Annotated in this window: 21 protein-coding genes; 10 read left to right on the forward strand and 11 right to left on the reverse strand. The window is 72.5% G+C overall.

The window, feature by feature from the left end; translation table 11 throughout:
• Nucleotides 1-103: 103 nt before the first annotated feature.
• Together OG989_RS00940 and OG989_RS00945 are read right to left on the reverse strand one after the other, a co-directional pair.
• Nucleotides 104-1,162, reverse strand: a complete 1,059-nt coding sequence (locus OG989_RS00940) for an alpha/beta fold hydrolase (RefSeq protein ID WP_327029428.1) — start codon at nt 1,160-1,162, stop codon at nt 104-106.
• A 99-nt stretch (nt 1,163-1,261) separates the two neighbouring features.
• Nucleotides 1,262-1,726 (reverse strand): FHA domain-containing protein, encoded by a 465-nt coding sequence (locus OG989_RS00945; RefSeq protein WP_327029429.1) that lies wholly within the window; start codon nt 1,724-1,726, stop codon nt 1,262-1,264.
• 263 nt (nt 1,727-1,989) lie between these two features.
• On the opposite strand from OG989_RS00945, the gene OG989_RS00950 reads away from it, so the two are divergent.
• Both OG989_RS00950 and OG989_RS00955 read left to right on the forward strand, forming a co-directional pair.
• Nucleotides 1,990-3,486: an aldehyde dehydrogenase family protein gene (locus tag OG989_RS00950; RefSeq protein WP_327029430.1), complete on the forward strand. Its 1,497-nt coding sequence runs from the start codon at nt 1,990-1,992 to the stop codon at nt 3,484-3,486.
• A gap of 68 nt (nt 3,487-3,554) precedes the next feature.
• Nucleotides 3,555-4,232 (forward strand): methyltransferase domain-containing protein, encoded by a 678-nt coding sequence (locus OG989_RS00955; RefSeq protein ID WP_327029431.1) that lies wholly within the window; start codon nt 3,555-3,557, stop codon nt 4,230-4,232.
• A gap of 72 nt (nt 4,233-4,304) precedes the next feature.
• On the opposite strand, the gene nucS is transcribed toward OG989_RS00955, so the two are convergent.
• Nucleotides 4,305-4,964 carry an endonuclease NucS gene (gene nucS / locus OG989_RS00960; protein ID WP_132231236.1) on the reverse strand — a complete coding sequence of 220 codons (660 nt, stop codon included), beginning with the start codon at nt 4,962-4,964 and terminating at the stop codon, nt 4,305-4,307.
• Nucleotides 4,965-5,035: 71 nt separating this feature from the next.
• Between nucS and OG989_RS00965 the strand changes: the two genes are divergently transcribed.
• Nucleotides 5,036-5,653: a DUF4126 domain-containing protein gene (locus OG989_RS00965; RefSeq protein ID WP_151454886.1), complete on the forward strand. Its 618-nt coding sequence runs from the start codon at nt 5,036-5,038 to the stop codon at nt 5,651-5,653.
• Between the two features lie 210 nt (nt 5,654-5,863).
• On the opposite strand, the gene OG989_RS00970 is transcribed toward OG989_RS00965, so the two are convergent.
• A complete protein-coding gene (locus OG989_RS00970; protein ID WP_327029432.1) occupies nt 5,864-6,460 on the reverse strand; it encodes a hypothetical protein in 597 nt (198 codons plus the stop codon).
• Between the two features lie 1,114 nt (nt 6,461-7,574).
• On the opposite strand from OG989_RS00970, the gene OG989_RS00975 reads away from it, so the two are divergent.
• Both OG989_RS00975 and OG989_RS00980 read left to right on the forward strand, forming a co-directional pair.
• Complete coding sequence (locus OG989_RS00975) at nt 7,575-8,510, forward strand: polysaccharide deacetylase family protein (RefSeq protein ID WP_327029433.1); 936 nt, start codon at nt 7,575-7,577, stop codon at nt 8,508-8,510.
• A gap of 61 nt (nt 8,511-8,571) precedes the next feature.
• On the forward strand, nt 8,572-8,874 hold the full coding sequence (locus OG989_RS00980; protein WP_151454877.1) for a DUF1540 domain-containing protein: 303 nt from the start codon (nt 8,572-8,574) through the stop codon (nt 8,872-8,874).
• Nucleotides 8,875-8,949: 75 nt separating this feature from the next.
• Here OG989_RS00980 and OG989_RS00985 read toward each other — a convergent pair whose 3' ends face one another.
• On the reverse strand, nt 8,950-10,956 hold the full coding sequence (locus OG989_RS00985) for a protein meaA (RefSeq protein WP_151454878.1): 2,007 nt from the start codon (nt 10,954-10,956) through the stop codon (nt 8,950-8,952).
• A 150-nt stretch (nt 10,957-11,106) separates the two neighbouring features.
• On the opposite strand from OG989_RS00985, the gene OG989_RS00990 reads away from it, so the two are divergent.
• Complete coding sequence (locus OG989_RS00990) at nt 11,107-11,955, forward strand: ABC transporter ATP-binding protein (RefSeq protein ID WP_151454879.1); 849 nt, start codon at nt 11,107-11,109, stop codon at nt 11,953-11,955.
• On the forward strand, nt 11,952-12,797 hold the full coding sequence (locus OG989_RS00995; RefSeq protein WP_327029434.1) for an ABC transporter permease: 846 nt from the start codon (nt 11,952-11,954) through the stop codon (nt 12,795-12,797). The genes OG989_RS00990 and OG989_RS00995 overlap by 4 nt, the downstream gene beginning before the upstream one ends.
• Before the next feature lie 20 nt (nt 12,798-12,817).
• Here OG989_RS00995 and OG989_RS01000 read toward each other — a convergent pair whose 3' ends face one another.
• Nucleotides 12,818-13,774 (reverse strand): ArsR/SmtB family transcription factor, encoded by a 957-nt coding sequence (locus OG989_RS01000; protein ID WP_327029435.1) that lies wholly within the window; start codon nt 13,772-13,774, stop codon nt 12,818-12,820.
• 58 nt (nt 13,775-13,832) lie between these two features.
• On the opposite strand from OG989_RS01000, the gene OG989_RS01005 reads away from it, so the two are divergent.
• The gene (locus OG989_RS01005) at nt 13,833-15,017 is read left to right on the forward strand and encodes an MFS transporter (protein ID WP_327029436.1); all 1,185 of its coding nucleotides are present in this window, start codon (nt 13,833-13,835) and stop codon (nt 15,015-15,017) included.
• Nucleotides 15,018-15,049: 32 nt separating this feature from the next.
• Here OG989_RS01005 and OG989_RS01010 read toward each other — a convergent pair whose 3' ends face one another.
• Nucleotides 15,050-15,898, reverse strand: coding sequence for a 3-hydroxyacyl-CoA dehydrogenase family protein (locus OG989_RS01010; RefSeq protein WP_327029437.1), 849 nt, complete (start codon nt 15,896-15,898; stop codon nt 15,050-15,052).
• Nucleotides 15,899-16,068: 170 nt separating this feature from the next.
• Complete coding sequence (murA, locus tag OG989_RS01015) at nt 16,069-17,508, reverse strand: UDP-N-acetylglucosamine 1-carboxyvinyltransferase (protein WP_327029438.1); 1,440 nt, start codon at nt 17,506-17,508, stop codon at nt 16,069-16,071.
• Between murA and OG989_RS01020 the strand changes: the two genes are divergently transcribed.
• Nucleotides 17,507-18,079, forward strand: coding sequence for a cob(I)yrinic acid a,c-diamide adenosyltransferase (locus tag OG989_RS01020; RefSeq protein WP_132231212.1), 573 nt, complete (start codon nt 17,507-17,509; stop codon nt 18,077-18,079). The genes murA and OG989_RS01020 overlap by 2 nt on opposite strands.
• Nucleotides 18,055-18,507, forward strand: a complete 453-nt coding sequence (locus tag OG989_RS01025; RefSeq protein ID WP_327029439.1) for a VOC family protein — start codon at nt 18,055-18,057, stop codon at nt 18,505-18,507. Before OG989_RS01020 ends, OG989_RS01025 begins: the two co-directional genes overlap by 25 nt.
• A gap of 171 nt (nt 18,508-18,678) precedes the next feature.
• Here the strand turns inward: OG989_RS01025 and OG989_RS01030 are convergent, their stop codons facing one another.
• The 3 genes from OG989_RS01030 to OG989_RS01040 form a co-directional block, all read right to left on the reverse strand.
• Nucleotides 18,679-19,134, reverse strand: coding sequence for a DUF2550 domain-containing protein (locus OG989_RS01030; protein ID WP_327029440.1), 456 nt, complete (start codon nt 19,132-19,134; stop codon nt 18,679-18,681).
• Between the two features lie 12 nt (nt 19,135-19,146).
• The gene (locus tag OG989_RS01035; RefSeq protein WP_151452876.1) at nt 19,147-19,431 is read right to left on the reverse strand and encodes a F0F1 ATP synthase subunit epsilon; all 285 of its coding nucleotides are present in this window, start codon (nt 19,429-19,431) and stop codon (nt 19,147-19,149) included.
• Nucleotides 19,432-19,520: 89 nt separating this feature from the next.
• Nucleotides 19,521-20,663 (reverse strand): LCP family protein, encoded by a 1,143-nt coding sequence (locus OG989_RS01040; RefSeq protein WP_151452877.1) that lies wholly within the window; start codon nt 20,661-20,663, stop codon nt 19,521-19,523.
• Nucleotides 20,664-20,679: the final 16 nt, after the last annotated feature.

Below are 20,679 nucleotides of genomic sequence, written 5' to 3' on the forward strand. Positions count from 1 at the left end.
CCAGCGGGGCTGCGCGCGCGCCGTCCGACGGGGCGGGTCGGCTCGCGGTCGGTCGGCTCGCCGCGCCGGCCGCGCTCGCCCGTCGATCAGCCCATCGTGTCGATCAGCCCACCGTGTCGGTCAGCCTCAGCAGCTCGGCGACGAACTCGGCCGGCCGCTCCAGGTGCGGGCTGTGCCCGCAGCCGGGCAGCAGCACCTCGCGGTACGCCCCGCCGGACGCCGCGTAACGCTCCAGCACCGCCCGGGTCTGCGCCACCATCGGCTGCGCCGGGCAGGCCGCCTCCCCCGGCCAGCCGGGCACCACGCCCAGCGAGCCCAGGTGGGCCAGGTCCATCATCGCGGTGTCCGAGACGATCACGTCGGCGTCCCCGTGGATCCAGGTGACCGGCGGCTTCCCGGCCACGGCGACCAGTTCGTCGGCGATCCGGAAGTGCGCCGGGGAGAGGGCGTTGAGCACGCCGCGCCGTCCCGGGGCGGTGCCGGGCCAGTTCGCCGAGGCCGCCGCCGTACCGGGGTAGTTGTCGTCACCGGTCGCGGTGGAGAGGAGGCTGTCCAGCAGCAGCTCCTCGTCGTCGCCGAGCGAGGCCGGGTCCGCCACGTAGGTGGCCCGCAGCACGGCGCGCGGGCTGGCCGGGCTGTCCACGCCCCGGTCGCCGGCGGCCAGCCGCCTGACGAACTCCCCGTTGGCGGTGCCGCCGCCGGTGCCGGCGAAGTCGGGGGTGGTCGGCGTCCCCGTCAGGCCCCGGGTGCCGCCGTAGCCGTACGGCGAGACCGGAGCGGCGAGCAGCAGCGCCCCCACCCGGTCGGGGTGGTCGACGAGCAGCCGCATGGCCACCCCGCCGCCGAGCGAGTGGCCGACCACCACCGGCCGGACGCCGGGGGCGAAGAGGGACGGCTCGTCGAGCAGCGCGGCGACGTCGTCGGCGAAGTCGCGCAGCCCCCGGGTCGCGTCCACCGGGACGGTGTCGGTCAGTCCGTAGCCGCGCAGGTCGGGCGCGACCACCCGGAGGGTGGCCGGCAGTCGCCGCACGAGCGGCTCCCAGAAGGCCGCCGACGAGCAGTTGCCGTGGATCAGCAGTACGGGAACGCCGTCCGGCGGCCCGGCCACCCGTACCGCCTGGGTGATCCCGTTCGCCGACACCTGCCGCTGTCCGGTCTCCATCCGCCGGATGCTGCCACGGGGGCGCCGGACGCGTCCATGGGCCGGCCCGCCACCTTCACCGGCCCGGAGGTGTGCGCCGGCATCCACCGTCGGCGCCGGTCAGGACGGCGCGGACGACACCGCCGGAAGCGCCACCGGCGACACCGCGTCGACGGCCGGTGCGGCCTGCGCCGCGATCGGCAGCGGCAGGGTCGGGCGGCGGTCCCGGCGCGGCTCGCCGAAGCTGAAGCCCACCGGGTCGGTCCGCGCCACGCCCGGGTCGAAGACGCGCAGCTCGGTGCGGCCGAGCCGGATCACGTCCCCGTCGGCCAGCCGCTCCACGCCGGTGATCCGCCGGTCGTTCAGCCAGGTGCCGTTGGTGGAACCCAGATCCGCCAGGGCCGCCCCCTCGCCCGTCAGCCAGACCTCGGCGTGCCGGCGGCTCAGGTGGGCGTCGTGCACCACGATGTCCGCGGTCGACCCCCGGCCGATGACCTGTCGCTCGGGGCCCACCCGGACGCTCAGCCCCCGCATCGCCCCACCGGCCACCGTCAACAACGGTCTCAGTTCCGGATGGTCCTCCATGGAATGTCAGCCTCCACCCCGCGCGGTCACCCCGCGCGTCAGCCTGCCACCACACGGTAGTCGCCTCCACCGCCGCATGGTCACCTCCGCGTCCCCGGCCGGACACCTCGCGTTCGGCGATTCGGCGCCCTCCGGCGGAAGAATCATCACAAGTCCGGCCGACCGCCGTCCACCCCGTTCCACCGTTCCGCGGCCGGTCCGACCGGCGGGACCCTGCCGTCGCGGCCCTACCGGCGAGTAATCTTCGGGTCTAGACTTCCGCCATGACGGCTGTGCGTGTCCCGGGTACCCCGATCATCGAGGACGGTCGGCTGGTGTCGACGAGCCCGGCGACCGGCGCGGAGGCCGGACGCCTGCCGGTCGCCACCGCCGAGGACGTCGGGCGGGCCGTCGAGCGGGCCCGAGCGGCCGGCGAGTGGTGGGCCGGGCTCGGCTTCGGCGGGCGCAGGGAGCGGCTGCTGCGCTGGCGCAGCCTCCTCGCCCGACGGATCGAGGAGATCGCCGAGCTGGTGCACGTCGAGGGCGGCAAGCCGATCGCCGACGCCGTCGTCGAACTCGTCAGCGCCGTCGAGCACGTCGACTGGGCGGCCCGCAACGCCGGCCGCGTGCTGGGCCCCCGCCGGGTCCGCTCACGGCTCGTCCTGGCCGAGTTCTCCGCCCACCTCGAATACCAGCCGTACGGCGTCGTCGGCGTGATCGGCCCGTGGAACTACCCCGTCTTCACCCCGATCGGCTCCGCCGCGTACGCGCTGGCGGCGGGGAACGCGGTGGTGCTGAAGCCCAGCGAGTACACCCCCGTCGTCGGGCAGTGGCTGGTCGACACGTTCGCCGAGGTGGTGCCGGAGCAGCCGGTGTTCACCGCCGTGCACGGGCTGGGCGACGTGGGGGCGGCGCTCTGCCGCTCGGGAGTGGACAAGGTGGCCTTCACCGGCTCGTCGGCCACCGCCCGGAAGGTGATGGCGGCCTGCGCCGAGTCGCTGACGCCGGTGCTGCTGGAGGCGGGCGGCAAGGACGCGATGATCGTCGACGCCGACGCAGACCTGGACGCCGCCGCCGAGGCGTGCGTCTGGGGCGCGCTGACCAACGCCGGCCAGACCTGCATCGGCATCGAACGGGTCTACGCGGTCGAGCCGGTCTTCGACGCCTTCGTCGGCAAGGTCGTCGAGCGGGCCGGCCGGCTGACCGTCGGCGCGGACGACGCAGACATCGGCCCGATCACCATGCCGAGCCAGGTCGACGTGATCCGCCGGCACATCGACGACGCGCTGGCCCGGGGCGGCCGGGCCGTGCTCGGCGGCGCGGACGCGGTGCAGCCGCCGTACGTGCGGCCGACCGTGCTGGTGGACGTCCCGGAGGACTCCACCGCCGTACGCGAGGAGACGTTCGGGCCGACGCTGACCATCAACCGGGTCCGCGACGCCGACGAGGCCGTCGCCCGCGCCAACGCCCTGTCGTACGGCCTGGGGGGTTCGGTCTTCGGCCGGCGGCGCGCGGTGGCGATCGCCCGGCGACTGCGCTCGGGCATGGCGTCGGTGAACTCGGCGCTGACCTTCGCCGGGATGTCCACCCTGCCGTTCGGCGGCGTCGGCGACTCCGGCTTCGGGCGCATCCACGGCGAGGACGGGCTGCGCGAGTTCAGCCGCGCCAAGGCCATCACCCGGCGGCGGGCCCGGTCGCTGCTGCCCTCGACGACCTTCGAGCGGACGCCGGCCGACGTCGCACGACTCGTCAAGGCCATCAAGGTCATGTACGGCAGGTGACTGTCGGATAACCGATCATGAAGACCCTCACATGTGTCCAACGTGGTGGGAGCGGTACATTGCGTTAAATGCGCCCCCATCGATTGCGCTTCCACCTCGTCGACAGTGACCGGTCGTGGAGTGCCCGGCAGCGGCGTCGCCGCGCCGACTGGCTGGTCCGGACGTTCCCTGACCTGGAGAAGATGCACGTCATCGACCTGGGTGGCCGGCTCGGCACCTGGACCCGGGCCGACGTGCGGCCGGCGCGCGTACACGTGGTCAACCTGGAGCGACCGCCCACGGACGTCCCGGAGTGGGCGGAGGTCGACCGGGCCGACGCCTGCGACCTGCCGGCCCGGATCACCGGGCGCCGCTACGACCTGGTCTTCTCCAACTCGGTGCTGGAGCACGTCGGCGGGCACGAGCGGCGGCTGCGCTTCGCCGACGCCGTGCGCAACCTCGGCGACCGGCACTGGGTGCAGACGCCCTACCGCTACTTCCCCATCGAGCCGCACTGGATCGCGCCGGGCATGCAGTTCCTGCCCGTGCGGCTGCGGACCGCGTTCGCCCGCCGCTGGCCGCTCGGGCACAAGCCGACCCGCAGCCACGAGGCCGCCATCCACCAGGTGCTCTGGACGGAGCTGCTGGACCGCTCGCAGATGCGGCACTACTTCCCCGACTCGCGGATCCTCGTCGAGCGGGTGGCCGGCCTGCCCAAGTCACTGATCGCCGTCCGCGCGGACGGCCCGCCGGAGCCGTCCCGTTGACGCTGCGGCGGGCCCGGCCTCCGGCGTCCGCCGCAATGCCGCGAGGACGGTCCGCCCCGGCCAGCCTCACAGTCAGAACAGGGTGAGCTCGTCGCGCTCGATGCCGCGCAGCTTGTCGTAGTTCACGACGACGCAGCGGATGCCCCGGTCCGTGGCGAGCACCCGGGCCTGCGGCTTGATCTCCTGTGCCGCGAAGACCCCGGCGACCGGCGCGAGCAGCGGGTCGCGGTTCATCAGCTCCAGGTACCGGGTGAGCTGCTCCACGCCGTCGATCTCGCCGCGCCGCTTCACCTCCACGGCCACGGCGCCCTGGTTGGCGTCCCGACAGAGCAGGTCGACCGGGCCGATCGCCGTCATGTACTCCCGGCGGACCAGCGTGAACCCCTCGCCGAGCGCTTCCGGGTTGGCCGCCAGCAGCTCCTGAAGGTGCGCCTCCACGCCGTCCTTGCGCAGGCCCGGATCGACACCCAGCTCGTACGAGGTGTCCTGGAAGATCTCCTCCAGGGTGATCCGCAGTTCCTCCCCCGCCTTGTTGACGACCCGCCAGACGCCGGGGGCCTCCTCCAACCGGCAGGGCGGGCTCATCCAGTTCAACGGCTTGTACGCCCGGTCGTCGGCGTGGATCGACACCGACCCGTCCGCCTTCACCATGAGCAACCGGGTGGCCGGCGGCAGGTGGGCCGAGAGCCGTCCGACGTAGTCCACCGAGCACTTCGCAATGACCAACCGCACCCGACGAGGGTAGCGGAGACCCCGGTCCGCGCCACCGAGCGGCACTGGCGCGCCGGTGCGATGCTGAGATGGTGCTCGAAGTTCTCACCGGTACCGGTCTCGCCGCCTCGGCGGGGCTGAACGCGTACATCCCCCTGCTCACCATGGGTCTCCTGGCCCGCTACACCAGCCTGATCGACCTGCCCGGCGGCTGGCAGTGGTTGGGCAACGGCTGGGTGATCGCGATCCTGGCGGTGCTGCTGGTCGTCGAGGTCGTCGCCGACAAGGTCCCGGTGGTCGACCACGTCAACGACGTCGTGCAGACCGTGGTCCGGCCGACAGCCGGCGGCCTGGCGTTCGGCGCGGGCTCGTCCTCGGAGACGGTGACGGTCAGTGACCCTGACACCTTCTTCTCGTCCAGCCAGTGGGTCCCCGTGGTGGCCGGGGTGGTGATCGCCCTCGGCGTACACCTGTTGAAGTCCGCCGCCCGACCGGTCATCAACGCGACCACGGCCGGCGTCGGCGCACCCGTGGCCAGCACCGCCGAGGACGCCACCAGCGTGGCCATGTCGGTGGTGGCGATCCTGCTGCCGGTGCTGGTGCTGGCGTTCCTGCTCGGGCTGGTCGTCTTCGTCTTCTGGTTCGTGCGCCGCCGCTCCGACCGCCGCCGGGAGCGTCAGGCGGCGCGGGCCGCCGGCTTCCGCGTCTGATCGTCGTACGCCCCGACCGCCTCCCGTCTGCCGGTGGCGCGTTGCTGGTGTCCACCCGGCACGCGCCGCTGCCCGACGTGCCCGGCACCGCCGGCTGGGGTCGGCGAACTGACCACGGCCCGCCGAACAACGCCCGCCCCGGCCCCGGACATGCGTCTGGCCGGCACCCCGAGGTGGGGTGCCGGCCAGAGCGGCGTTCAGTTGCTGTTGTCAGCTGTTCCAGTGCTCGGCCACCAGGTCAGCGGCCTGCTGCTCCCACTGGGCGTAGTGGTCCGGGTACGCCGACACCTGCACCGTCTGCGCGGCCTTCGTCAGCGGCATGTCCTGCCATCCGTCGACCTGCTTCAGGCCCTTCAGGAACGCGGTGGTGGAGTACTCGGGGTCGGTGATCTGCTCGACCGTGCCCCAACCCGAGGACGGGCGCTGCTGGAACAGGCCCTGCGAGTCGTGGTCGTTGCGGTCACCCAGATGACCCAGGTTCTCCAACTTCGACTCCTGCAACGCGGTGGCGATCGACACCACGGCGGCGCGCTCGTCCATGCCGGCCTTCTTCGTCGCCGCGACGATGGCCTTGACGTTGGCGACCTGCTCGTCCGACAGGTCAACGTGCGACTGCGCGCTCTGCACGCCATGCGGCACCAGCTTGCCCATGTCCGGCTTGTCGGCCTGCACCGCAGCCGCCGTGATCGGCGAGCCCGCCTCGACCTCGACACCGGAGTTGGCGTGGTTCAGCGGACCGGCAGCAAGACCACCGGCGACCGCCAGGCCAGCGATACCAAGAACGCTCTTACGCATGATCGTGTTCATCGGAAACGCTCCATTCGGGGGTCGGCACCCGCACCGAGGGGGATCGGCTCACGCGGGTGCAAGCACCGTCCGGCGCTCACGAACTCGGCTCAACTCAGGAACCAGGAGATCTCCGGCAACTCGTCCGGAGGAAGATCAGATCGGCCGCGCCCGCCTGCTGACCAGTGGAGGTCGTGGCTGTCTCGCGGGGCGGGGACGCCCTCACGCTTCGCGTTGCGGGTGCCCTTACGCGGGCCGTGACCATGTGTAACCACCGCCGGCCCGCCATCATTCCGGGCCTGGGCCCGCCAGCCCGTCGGACAACGTGGCCTGACCCACTCGAACTGACCCGAGGGCGCGGGCGAGGGAATGGCGGCTTGGTTCAGCCTCCCGCGACGGCGGCCTTGCTCGGTCGTACGCACGGTGTAACGACCCCGCCGCAGCCACGATTCCGCCCCCGCAATGCCTCCGGTCGCATCCACAAACCGGACAAAACATTTGGGACGGGGCGTCAGGTGATGCCCGACGCGGCCCCGACCGGACCTTGGCGACAAGCCCGGACACCCGTGCAGCCAGGAAACAGGTGGCCGACCGCCGCACCCCGCCCGAATTGCCCGCCTCGCCGCACCCGGGCAAGCCAAGAACACCGGTCCACCCACTGGTGATCAGGACGCCATGGACGTTAAAACCGCCCGTTAAGGTCCATGGCGTCCTGATCACCAATGCTCGCTTCACGGCGGCAGGCAGGGTGAGTGCTCCCGTTGCGGCGACCGGCCCTCTGCACGGCCGGCTTGAACGGGCCGTCCGGGGCGCGTCGACCGGGTCGCGGCACCGCGGTCGTATCGCCCGGTCCGCGTCGCTCGGTCTGCGTCGCTCGGTCCGCGGCACCCGATGTCGGGATGAGCGGGGACCCACCGGGCACTGCCCAGCCGGGATGAGGCAGGCACAACCAGCCGGGACAGAGCCCGCGCAAGCAGCCGGGACAAGGCCGTGGAATCAACCGGACACGGCCCGCGCAGCCCAACCAGGACACGGCCGCGCGACCAACCCGACGGGGTCCCCGTGCGCAGCCGGTTCAGGTAGCACGCTCGACAGCGGGCACGCAGGAAATGTCAGGCGCTGACATCATCTCCCGGTGCACGTGAAGATCCCCCGCGTTCCGCTCGTCGCGACCCTCACCGCCGTCGTCGCCGCCGCGGCTCTCCTCGTCCTCCCAAACCCGCTGCGCGCGCCGGCCGACGCCGGCATCGTCCGCATGGAGCCAACCGATCGCGCCGCGGCCGCCCCGGAGACCACGGCCCCCGCCGAGCCCGCGGTGACGGTGGCCCCGGCCACTCCGGAAGCCACGGCCCCCGCCGCGCCTGCGGCGACGGTCCCCGGCGCGACCCCGGTCGGGACCAGGCCACCTGTCGTCGACCACGGGCCGCGTACGGGGAACAAGGTGGCGCTCACCTTCGATGCCGACATGACGGACGGGATGCGGTACCAGCTGCGCAGCGGCGCGGTGCGGTCGTACGCGAACCTGAAGATCATCGACCTGCTGGAACGGGAGCGGGTGCCGGCCACCTTCTTCCTCACCGGCAAGTGGGTGGAGCAGTACCCGGACGTGACCCGTCGACTCGCCGCGAACCCGCGCTTCGAGCTGGCCAACCACACGTACGGGCACCTGGCCTTCACCCCGGACTGCTACGGCCTGCCCCGTATCGCGGAGCGGGAGATGACGGCCGACGTGGCCCGTACGTTCGACGTGGTGGCCGCGTACGGGGGGCGGCAGACCCGGTACTTCCGCTTCCCCGGGCTGTGCCACGACAGGACGGCGCTGGCCGCGCTGGCGCCGCTGGGGGTGACGGTGGTCGACGGCGACGTGGTCAGCGGCGACCCGTTCGCGAAGTCCTGGCGGCCGGTGGTGCATGCCGCGCTGGACGGGGTGCGTCCGGGATCGGTGATCGTCCTGCACGTGACGGAGGCGAACGCGCCGATGACGGACGAGGCGCTGCCGCACATCCTGGCCGGGCTGGCCGAGCGCGGCCTCGAGCCGGCCCCGCTGTCCGAGGTGCTCGGAGTGGGCTGAAGCAGGCTCGGCAAAACCCACAAAAGCCTAAAATCGGGGCACGACTCTATAGGAGGTCACCATGACCGCAGCAGTGGAGATGCCCCGCGTCCAGGAATGTGTCGTGGCGGCGTGCTCGTACAACCACACCAACGACTGCCACGCCTTCGCCATCACCATCGGCAGCCCGGACCACGCGCACTGCCACACCTTCGTCGAGATGCCGGCGGTCCGTGGCGGGGTCGACGGCGGCATGACCGCGCAGGTGGGCGCCTGCCAGCGCGCGGACTGCCAGCACAACGAGCAGCTGGAATGCCACGCGCCGTCGATCAAGGTCGGTCCCGACAACGACATGGCCGACTGCATGACCTACGTCAGCCGCTGACCTGACACGGGCGCACCGGCGTCGGGCCGCGACGGACAGGCCCCTGGCGACGCGTCCTCGCCGGGGGCCTTCCCCTCAGCGCAGGCCGTTGGCCTCCCGGACCACGGTCACCAGGTCGTCGATGATCCCCGTCAGGGCGAAGTCCTTCGGCGTGAAGACCCGGGCCACCCCGGCGGCGCGGAGCTGCTCCGCGTCGCCGGCGGGGATGATCCCGCCGACCACCACCGGCAGGTCCGACCGGCCGGCGGCGCGCAGGCCGTCCAGCACCGCCGGTACCGCCGCCAGGTGCGAGCCGGAGAGGACCGAGAGGCCGACCAGGTCCACGTCCTCCTCGACGGCGGCGGCGACGATCTGCCCGGCGGTCAGCCGGATGCCCTGGTAGACCACCTCGAAGCCGGCGTCGCGGGCGCGTACCGCGATCTGCTCCGCGCCGTTGGAGTGCCCGTCGAGGCCGGGCTTGCCGACCAGCAGCCGCAGCCGGCCGCTGCCCAGCTCGCGGGCGGTGGCGGCGACGCGCGCCCGGACGGCGGCCAGGGTGGCGTCCCCGCCGGCCCCGGCGGCGCCGGTCAGGCCGGTGGGCGCCCGGTACTCGCCGAAGACCTGGCGCAGCGCGCCGGCCCACTCGCCGGTGGTCACCCCGGCCCGCACGCACTCCAGCGTCGCCGGCATCAGGTTCGTCGTGGTCGCGGCGTCCGCGCGCAGCCGGGCCAGTGCCGCGTCGACAGCCGAGTCGTCCCGCCCGGCCCGCCACCGGCGTACGGCCTCAGTGGCCGCCGCCTCGACGGCCGGGTCGACCTGCTCGACGGACTCGGCGCCGGCGGCGGTCAGCGGCGACGGCTCGGTCTCGGTGAACCGGTTGACGCCGACCACCACGTCGGCGCCGGATTCCATCCGGCGGCGCCGCTCGGCCAGCGAGGCGACCAGGGCGCTCTTGAGGTAGCCGGTCTCGACGGCCGCGACGACGCCGCCCATCTCCAGCACCTTCTCCAGCTCGACCCGGGCCCCGGTGACGATCTCCTCGACCAGCGCCGTCATCACGTGCGAGCCCTCGAACAGGTCCGGGTACTCCAGCAGGTCCGACTCGTACGCGAGCACCTGCTGCATGCGCAGCGACCACTGCTGGTCCCACGGCCGGGGCAGGCCGAGCGCCTCGTTCCAGGCGGGCAGTTGCACGGCACGGGCCCGGGCGTCCCGGGAGAGGGTCACGCCGAGCATCTCCAGCACGATGCGCTGGATGTTGTTCTCCGGCTGCGCCTCGGTCAGGCCCAGCGAGTTGACCTGCACGCCGTAGCGGAACCGCCGCTGCTTCGGGTTCTCCACCCCGTAGCGCTCGCGGGTGATCTCGTCCCAGAGCGCCCCGAAGGCGCGCATCTTGGCGATCTCCTCGACGAAGCGCACCCCGGCGTTGACGAAGAAGGAGATCCGCTGCACGACGTCGCCCATCCGCTCGGCGGGCACCTGCCCCGAGTCACGGACCGCGTCGAGCACCGCGACGGCGGTGGAGAGCGCGAAGCCGACCTCCTGCACCGGCGTCGCGCCGGCCTCCTGGAGGTGGTACGAGCAGATGTTCACCGGGTTCCAGCGCGGCATCTCGCGCAGCGCGTACGCGACGACGTCGGCGGTCAGCCGCAGCGACGCGGCCGGCGGGAAGATGTGGGTGCCCCGGGAGAGGTACTCCTTGATGATGTCGTTCTGCGTGGTGCCGGCGCAGCGGGACAGCTCCGCGCCCTGCTCCTCGCCGACCGTGCCGTAGAGGGCGAGCAGCCACATCGCCGGCGCGTTGATGGTCATGGACGTGTTCATGTCGGCCAGCGGGATGCCGTCGAAGAGGGCCCGCATGTCGCCGAGGTGCGCCACCGGCACACCGACCCGACCCACCTCGCCGGCGGCGAGCTCGTGGTCGGGGTCGTAGCCGGTCTGGGTCGGCAGGTCGAAGGCGACCGACAGGCCGGTCTGCCCCTTCGCCAGGTTGCGGCGGAAGAGCGCGTTCGTCGCCGCGGCCGAGCTGTGCCCGGCGTAGGTGCGCATCACCCAGGGGCGGTCGCGCTCGGGCAGCCGGCCGGGGAGAGCCTTCTCGTCCATGGCGGGAGTCTAAGTTACCGTTCAGTCACCAGAGCTGTGGAAAACCACACAGCTCCATGGAGCGGAAACCCGGGTGCGAAGCGCCCGACATGGGCGCGACCACCACACCCCGGCCGGCCCACCGCCGCGGCCAGGTCGCACACTTGACGCATGCATGACGAGCTGGCGATCTCCGTCCGGGGGCTGCGCAAGGCGTACGGGGACAACGTCGCCGTGGCGGGCGTGGATCTCGACGTCCACCGCGGCGAGGTCTTCGCCCTCCTCGGCCCCAACGGCGCCGGCAAGACCACCACCGTGGAGATCCTGGAGGGCTACCGGCGGCGCGACGCCGGCGACGTCGACGTCCTCGGCAGCGACCCGGCCCGTCCGGCCGCCGACTGGCGCTCCCGGGTGGGCATCGTGCTCCAGGGCACCGGCGAGTTCGACGAGTTGACGGTCGCCGAGGTGGTGCGCCACTTCGCCGGCTTCTACGCCGACGCGGACGACCCCGACAAGGTCGTCGAGCGGGTGGGGCTGGCCGGCAAGGCGAAGGCGCGTACGCACACCCTCTCCGGCGGGCAGAAGCGCCGGCTCGACGTGGCGCTCGGCATCGTGGGCCGCCCCGAGCTGCTCTTCCTGGACGAGCCCACCACGGGCTTCGACCCGGAGGCGCGCCGGGAGTTCTGGGAGCTGATCCGCGACCTGGCCGCCGCCGGCACCACCATCGTGCTCACCACCCACTACCTCGACGAGGCGGAGTCCCTCGCCGACCGCGTCGGCGTCATCGCGGGCGGCCGGGTGGTCGAGGTGGCCACGCCCGACCAGCTCGGCAACCGGCGCGAGGCCCTGGCGACGGTCTCCTGGCGTACGCCGGAGGGGGCGCGGGAAACGGCGGAGAGCGCGACGCCGACGGCGCTGGTGGCGGAGCTGGCGGCGCGCTTCGGCGGCGAGGTCCCCGGCCTGACGGTGACCCGGCCGACCCTGGAGGACATCTACCTGCGCATGATCGGACACCGATGACCACCACGACGAAGCCGGCCGCGCCGGCCACCACGGCACCGGCCCGGCGACCCGGTCCGGTCGCCCTCAGCCTGCGGCAGAGCCGGCTGGAGATCACCCAGTTCCTGCGCAGCCGGGAGTCCGTCGTCTTCACGATGGGCTTCCCGGTCATCATGATCCTGATCTTCGCGGCGATCTTCGACGACGAGATCGCCCCCGGCGTCAGCTACACGCAATACTTCATCACCGGCATGATCGCCACGGGCCTGATGACGGTGAGCTTCCAGAACCTGGGCATCTGGATCCCGATCGAGCGGGACCGGGGGGTGCTCAAGCGCTACCGGGGCACGCCGATGCCGAAGTGGGTCTGGTTCGCCGGCAAGGTGATCATGGTCGTGGCGATCGGCATCGCCGAGACCGTGCTGCTGCTCGCGGTCTCGGTGGCGCTGTTCGACCTGGAGCTGCCCGGGACCGCCGCGAAGTGGCTGACCTTCGGCTGGGTGTCGGTGCTCGGCGTCACCGCCTGCACGTTGTGCGGCATCGCCATCTCGTCGCTGGCCCGCACCGCCCGCAGCGGCTCGGCGGTGGTCACCCCGGTCGCGCTGGTGCTCCAGTTCATCTCCGGGGTGTTCTTCGTCTTCACCGAGCTGCCGACCTGGATGCAGCAGGTGGCGGCGCTCTTCCCGCTGAAGTGGATGTGCCAGGGCCTGCGCTCGGTCTTCCTGCCGGACGGCTTCGGCGCCCGCGAGCCGGGTGGCTCGTTCGAGCTGGACCGGGTCGCCCTGGTCCTCGTCGCGTGGTGCGTGATCGGCCTGGTGCTCTGCCTGACCACGTTCCGCTGGACGACCAAGCGCGACGGCTGAGGTCTGAGGAAGGGCCCCGGCTAACGCGTGGACGTCGTGAGCGCGACACCGAGCGGCGTACGCCAGTAGAGCACCTCGCGCCCGGACCGCCGCTTGCCGACGGCGCCCGCGTCCAGCAGCACCCGCAGGTGGTCGCCCACCGTCCCGAGGGAGAGCCCGGTCACCGCCACGAGTTGCGAGGTGCTCAGCGGTGTGTCCAGCCGGACCAGGATGTCGGCCCGGTTCGCGCCGATCAGCCGGGCGAGCCCGTCGGGTGCCGGTGAGGTGGGATCGACCAGGATCCCGCGCACCGGGTACACCATCCCGAACCGGGTCGGCCTGTCCCAGACCACCCAGCCGCGACGGCAGTGCGCCGGGAGGAAGACCAACTGCTCGGCCTCGTCCAGCGACAGCGGCGGCTCCGGGTAGTCGTTGACCTGGAGCCGACCGTCGCCCAGCCAGCACACGTTGCGGTTGAGGTCGGCGAACACCCCGGCCCAGCCGCCCGCGCTCAACGCGGCGGTGCGGGCCACGATGTCCGCCCGGAGCCGGCGTTCCCGCTCCGGCCACTCCGGCTCGACGGTGTGCGTCCAGACCCAGTCGAGCAGCTCCACCACCTGCCCGGTGAGACCGTCCGCCAGCAGCTCGGCGGCGAGCGGCTCCGGGCGGGTGGCGCGCAGGTCGGCCCGGATCCGCTCGTCGGACAACCGCCCGACGGCTGCCAGCTCCGCCGCGAACGTCGGTTCCGGCGAGGCGGGCGCGACGGTGAGGAAGTCGGCGGTCCACCGGGGGTGGAACGACGCGGGCAGCAGCGCCCGGACCACCGGCCGACCGGCCAGCATCCGCCGGAACGCCGCGACGTGCGGCTCCCGCCAGGCCCGCTGCCACGGGCTACGCGGGTCGTGCAGCGCGCGCAGCGCGGCGACCGTGTCGACCATCGGCGAGACCGTGAAGCGGCTGCGCGCGAGGAGATCCGACGGCACCTGCCAGACGGCCATGTTTCGCCTCCAGACGTAACTCTAGGAGATCCACCCGGCACCCCACACGATCGGGCCCGTGAGAACGTACGCAGATCTGTTCGCGGTCCGGGAGTTCCGCAACCTGTTCCTGGCGAACTGCGCGGGCATCGCGGCGCACACCACGTCGGCGCTGGCGCTGGGCTCGCTGACCTACGCGTCGACCGGCTCGGCGCTGCTCACCGCGCTGAGCATGTTCGGCGCGCCGCTCGCCGGCGTGCTCGGCAGCCTGACGTTGCTGTCGGCCGCGGACAGCCTGCCGCCCCGCCGGGCGCTGACCTTCGCCGCCGTGCTGGTCGCCGCCGGAGCGGCACTCCAGGCGGTGCCCGGCCTGCCGCTGTGGGCCCGGTTCGCGATCATCTTCACCGGCGCGTACGTCGGCTCGATCACGGGCGGGGCCCGGTGGGCGCTGCTCACCGACATCCTGCCGACCGACGCCTACGTGCTGGGCAGGTCCACCATGAACACGAGCGTCGGGGCGATGCAGATCGCCGGCTTCGGGCTGGGCGGCGTCCTGTTGTTCTGGCTGGACCCGTACGAGGTGTTCCTGCTCGCGGCGGTGCTGCGGGCGGTGGCGGCGGCAGTCGGGTGGTTCGGCATCTCGGAGCGCCCGGCCCGGACCACCGCCCGGACGACGGTGGGGCGCACGCTCCGGGTGAACCGGGAACTGTGGACGGATCCCGGCCGCCGCTCGCTCCTGCTCAACCTGTGGCTGCCGCCCGGCCTGGTCGTCGGCTGCGAGGCGCTGTTCGTGCCGTACGCCGGGGACCGCGCCGGCTTCCTCTACGCCGCCGCGGCCCTCGGCATGCTGGCGGGCGACGTCGTGGTGGGACGGTTCCTGCCCCCGGCCCGGCGCAACCGGCTGGTCCCCGCCCTGCGGCTGCTGCTCGTCCTGCCCTACCTGGCCTTCGCGCTGTCGCCGGCGCTGCCGCTGGCCATGCTGGTCGCGGTCGTCGCCTCGGTGGGCTTCGCCGCCGGGCTGCCGTTGCAGGAGCGCCTGATCGCCCACTCACCCATCGAGTTCCGGGGCCAGGTGCTGGGCCTGCAGCACAACGGGATGATGGCCGCGCAGGCGCTGTGTGCCGTGCTCGCCGGCACGGTCGCGGACCTGGTCCCGGCGGGCTGGGCCGTCGCGCTGCTCGCCACGGCGGCGCTGGCGGCCACGCTGATGCTCACCGCCGGGCTGCGGCGGACCGCCCCCGCGCCGGTGGAGGCGGTCCGCTGAGCGGCCGGGCGACGTCGCGCCCCGGCTGCCCGTCAGTACGTGTAGAAGCCCTTGCCGCTCTTGCGCCCGAGGTCGCCGGCGGTGACCATGCGCTGGAGCAGCTCCGGCGGGAAGAACTTCTCGTCCGCCGTGTCGGTGTAGATGTTCTTCGAGGCGTGCAGCAGCACGTCCACGCCGGTCAGGTCCGTGGTGGCCAGCGGGCCCATGGCGTGACCGAAGCCGAGGCGGCAGGCGGTGTCCAGGTCCTCGGCCGACACCACGCCCGACTCGACGAGCTTGACCGCCTCGACGACCAGGGCCGCGATCAGCCGGGTGGTGACGAAGCCCGCGATGTCCCGGTTGACCACCACGACCGTCTTGCCGATCTCCTCGGCGAACGACTTCGCCGTGGTCAGGGTCTCGTCGCTGGTCTTGTAGCCACGCACCAGCTCACAGAGCTTCATCATCGGCACCGGCGAGAAGAAGTGGGTGCCGACGACGGCCTCCGGGCGCTCGGTCACCGCGGCGATCTGCGTCACCGGGATGGCCGAGGTGTTGGTCGCGAGCACCGCGTCGGCCTTGCAGATCTTGTCCAGCGCGCGGAACACCTCGTGCTTGATCTCCAGCCGTTCGAAGACCGCCTCGACCACGATGTCCGCGTCGGCCGCCGCCTCCAGGTCGGTGGTGGGGGTGATCCGGCCCAGCGCCGCCTCGACCTCGGACGCCTCGATCCTGCCCTTCTCGGCGAACCTGGTCAGCGACTTCCGGATGCCGTCCATGCCCCGCCCGGTGGCCGCGTCGTCCAGGTCCCGCAGCGTCACCTGCCAGCCCGCCTGCGCCGCCACCTGGGCGATGCCCGCGCCCATCAGCCCGGCCCCGACGACCGCGAGTCGACCCGCCATCTGCTTCTCCCTCGCCTGATTGAGTGTCTGCCAGCACCCTAGTCGGCGAGCCTGAACGGATGCTAAGGCGGCTGGGCGGGGTGGACCCTCCAGGTGCCGGCCCACGCCTCCCCACGTGCGCGGCCCGGCGTGGGCCCCGGAGGGCGAGGTGCCGCTCGGGCGCGACAGGCTCAGATGCTCAGGTCCGGTTCCTCCGGTGCGGTGCCCCGCTCCACCTCGACCCCGAGCGCGCGCAGGTCGGCCGCGAAGTCCGGGTAGCCCCGGTCCACGTGGTGCACGTGGGAGACCTCGGTGACCCCCTCGGCGCAGAGCCCGGCGATGATCAACCCGGCGCCGGCCCGGATGTCGGTGGCGCGCACGGGCGCGCCGGAGAGCCGGTCCCGGCCCCGGACCACCGCGTGGTGGCCGTCGGTCTTGATGTCCGCGCCCAGCCGCATCATCTCGTTGGCGAACATGAACCGGCCGTCGAAGATGTTCTCGGTGATCAGGGAGGCCCCGTCGCTGACCGCCGCCAGCCCGATCGCCATCGGCAGCAGGTCGGTGGCGAAGCCCGGGTACGGCAGCGTCACGACGTCCACCGCCTTCGGCCGGTCGTCCATCCGGATCCGGAACGCGTCGCCCCGGGTCTCCACGAGACCCCCGGCGGAGACCAGCTTGTCGAGCGCCACCTCCAGGAACGCCGGCTCCACCCCGCTCACGGTGACGTCCCCCCGGGTCATCGCCGCGCCGAACGCCCAGGTACCGGCGACGATCCGGTCCCCCACCGTCGCGTGCCGCACCGGCCGCAGCCCCGGCACCCCCTCGATGTGCAGGGTGGAGGTGCCGGCGCCGGAGATCCGCGCGCCCATCTGGTTCAGCATCGTGCAGATGTCGACGATCTCCGGCTCCCGGGCGGCGTTGTCGATGACGCTCGGCCCCCGGGCCAGCACCGCCGCCATGACCAGGTTCTCGGTCGCCCCGACGCTGGGGAAGTCGAGCACGATCTCCGCGCCGTGCAGCCCGTGCGGCGCCGACGCGATCACGAAGCCGTGCTCCCCGGAGATCTCGGCACCCATCCGGGTCAGCCCGGAGACGTGCATGTCCAGGCCCCGCGAGCCGATGGCGTCGCCGCCCGGGTGGGCCACCCGCACGTATCCCCGGCGGGCCAGCAGCGGGCCCAGCACGCAGATCGAGGCGCGCAGCCGGCGTACGAGGTCGTAGTCCGCCTCGGCGCCGGGCTGCTCGGGCACGTCGATGACGACCGACCGGGACCGGGCCACCCCGCCGTACGCGACCATCGGGTCGACCGGGTCGTCGGCGTCGAACCGGACGCCGCAGCCGAGCCGGCGGAGCACCTCGCCCATGATCGCGATGTCGGTGATGCGCGGCACGTTGGTGATGACGCTGCGGCCCGGCGCGAGCAGCGCGGCGGCCATCAGTTTCAGCGCCGAGTTCTTGGCGCCCACGACGTGCACCGAGCCGGCCAGGCGCGCGTCGCCGCGCACCCGGATGACGTCGAGGTCGTGGACCGCCGGGTCACCGGCGTCGCCGGGGCTCCCGGCTGATCGGACGGCGGTGCCGCCCGGCCGCTCCGGGATAGTCAGGTCCGGTATCCGTAGGCTGTGCGTCATGGCCGTCCACCTCACGCGCATCTACACCAAGGCCGGCGATGCCGGCATGACCAGGCTGAGCAACAACGAGCAGGTGCCGAAGACCGATCCGCGCATCTCCGCGTACGCGGACGTCGACGAGTGCAACGCCGCGATCGGCGTGGCGCTCGCCCTGGGACAACTCGACGAGGAACTGCGGGCCGTCCTGGCGTCGATCCAGAACGACATGTTCGACGTGGGCGCCGATTTGGCCACCCCGGTCGAACCCGACCCGAAGTACCCGCCGCTGCGGGTCACCGAGGCGTACGTCGAGCGCCTGGAGGGCTGGTGCGACGAGTACAACGCACGCCTGAGCAAGCTCGACTCCTTCATCCTCCCCGGCGGCACCGCGGGTGCGGCGCTGCTGCACGTGGCGCGGACGGTCGCCCGACGCGCCGAGCGGGCGGCATGGGCCCTGGTCGCGCACGACCCCGAGCGGACCAGCTCGCTCCCGGCAAAGTATCTCAACCGGCTATCGGATCTGCTCTTTATCCTGTCAAGAACGGCAAATCCGGACGGAGATGTGCTATGGGTGCCGGGCGGCAACCGCTGACCACGCGGCCCTCGCGCCCACCGGAGACCCCGGTGGGCACGCTGCACCACGTCGAGGTCTGGGTGCCCGATCTGAGCGCCGCCACACTCGGCTGGGGCTGGCTGCTCGGCGAGCTGGGCTGGACGCCGTACCAGGAGTGGCCGGACGGCCGCTCCTGGCGGCTCGGCCCGACGTACCTGGTGCTGGAGCAGTCACCCGCGCTGAGCGGGCGACGGCACGACCGGCTCGCCCCCGGCCTCAACCACCTGGCCTTCCACGCCGGCCCGCCCGCCGCCGTGGACCGGCTGGTCGGGGCCGCGCCGGCACACGGCTGGTCACTGCTCTTCCCGGACCGCCATCCGCACGCCGGCGGCCCCGACACGTACGCCGCCTACCTCACCGACAACCAGGGGTACGAAATCGAACTGGTCGCGTCGCCACCCGAGTAGTCGAGCCGCTCACTTGCACGAGACTGGTGACAGCGGAGGGTGAGGTGGAATAGGCGGAGCCGCGGATCGTGGGACGGCAGGGGTTCCCCGGGGAGCCCGTCCCGCGGAGGGATCAAGCCTGACCGCCCGGAGCGGGTGGGCTCCCCGGAAACCCCCAAGGACGAGGGGACGTCAGGCGGCGGGCCAGTCCTGGGAGGCCAGACGCGGCGAGACCGCCCCCGGAGGGGCGGCCTCGAGCCAGGAGAGGAATCCGGTGACGGTGGACCGGGCCATGGCGATCTCCACCGGGGCATGGTCACTCGTACAGCGGAGGATGACCCAGTCGGCGGGCATCGAGAGGCGCTCCTGCCCCTCGGGCAGCCGCCGTCGCTCGACGGCCAGCCCCTCGCGGGAGAGCACCCGGGCGGGCCGGATGGCGAAGCTGAACAGCCGGTACCAGCGGAGTTCGTCGCCGACGAAGCGGCCGAAGCCGGGAGCCCAGCCTCGGCCGTCGAGCATCGTGGAGGTCCGGACGCCGAGCCGGATGATGCCACCGCTACGGGTGACGACGGTCCGCCGGGCGAAGAGGATCAGGAGTGCGCCGAGGATGACGGCGACGCCGATTCCGATCCCCTCGACGATCTCCATCGACGCTTCGGCTCAGCGGCTCTGCGCGGCGGAGACCGGGGTGGCGCTCTCGGCCAGGACGGTGACGCCCTCGGCGGTCACCGACAGGAAGCCGCCGGCCACCTCGTAGGAGACCTGCTCGCCGCCGGGAAGCTTGATGCGCACCTGGCCGGGCTCGGCAAGCTGACCGAGCAGGGGCGCGTGCCCCGCCAGCACACCCAGCTCGCCCTCGGTCGTGCGGGCGACGACCATCTCGGCCTCGCCGGACCAGACCTTCTCCTCGACGGCTACGAGCTCGACGTGAAGCTGCTTTGCCACGCTGTCTCCTTGCTGCGGCGGCGGATTGTCGAAAGTCTAGTCGTGCCGCAGACCCGCCCCCAACGCGGGTGGCGAGACCTGCGCCACGGCTACTTCGCCTTGTTCTGGAAGTCGGGATGCTCCACCAGGAACGCGTCGAGCTGCCCCTTGCGCAGCGCGGCGAAGAAGTCGTCCACGGCGGGCTGGAACTTCTCGCCCCGGTATTCGCCGTTCTGGATGACCGAGCCACCCGGCAACTTGATCATCTGGATCGTCTCCGGGCGGATGTCCTTGAGCGCCAGGCCGAAGTCGACCACGCCGTGGCCCCGGCCACTGAAGATCAGCGACTGCCCGGCCGCGCGCAGCACCCGGTCCAGCTTGACCGGGTTGGTCACCACGTCGGCGCTGAGCGCCTGACCGGCCATGGCCTTGACGAACTGCTGCTGGTGCCGCTGCCGACCGTAGTCGCCGTCCGGGACGCCGTTCTTCGGGTAGCGCTGGCGGACGTAGTCGAGCGCCTGCCAGCCGCTGAGGTGCTGGTTGCCCTTCTTGTAGACCGCCTGCGGGCCGACGTAGCCCTCGCCGTTGGGGTTGCCCTTGCGGTGCTTGCCGTCCGGCTCGCGGTGCTCGGAGCGCACCTCGCGCTCGATGTGCATGTCGACGCCGCCCATCGCGTCGACGATCTTCTTGAAGCCGTTGAAGTTGATGATGGCGCCCGCGTCGAAGCGCGTGATGCCGGTGACGTTCTGCACCGTCGTCGCCAGCAGCTCGAATCCGCGGGCCGCGTCCGGGTTGCCGCCGGGCACCCGGCTGCCGTACGACATCGCCGCGTTGAGCCGGTCGGTGCCGCCGTCGAACTCCGCCCGGCTGAACTCGGGGATCTCCACGATGAGGTCACGCGGCATCGAGAAGAGGTAAGCCCGGTCCAGCTCCGCCGGCACGTGCAGCACCATGACCGAGTCGGCCAGCGGCGGCATCTCCGGGTTGCGCGGGTCGATGCCCACCAGCAGGATGTTGAGCGGCCCCTTGATGTCGCTCTTGCGCTCCTTCGCCCCGGCGGCCTGGTCGCCGAAGAGGTCGGCCTTGCCGACGGCGCCCTCGTAACGGGCCATCAGCGCCTCGGCACCGACCAGCACGGCCCCGCTGAGCAGCATCAGGACGGCACCGAACACGGTGCAGACCCGGGCCCAGCGCGGCACCCCCGACCACCTGGACGGCTTGCCGCCGCCCTTGTCGGCCTTACCCACGATCATCTCCGTTCGTCACGCC

Source organism: Micromonospora sp. NBC_01740 (assembly GCF_035920365.1).
Lineage (GTDB): Bacteria > Actinomycetota > Actinomycetes > Mycobacteriales > Micromonosporaceae > Micromonospora > Micromonospora reichwaldensis.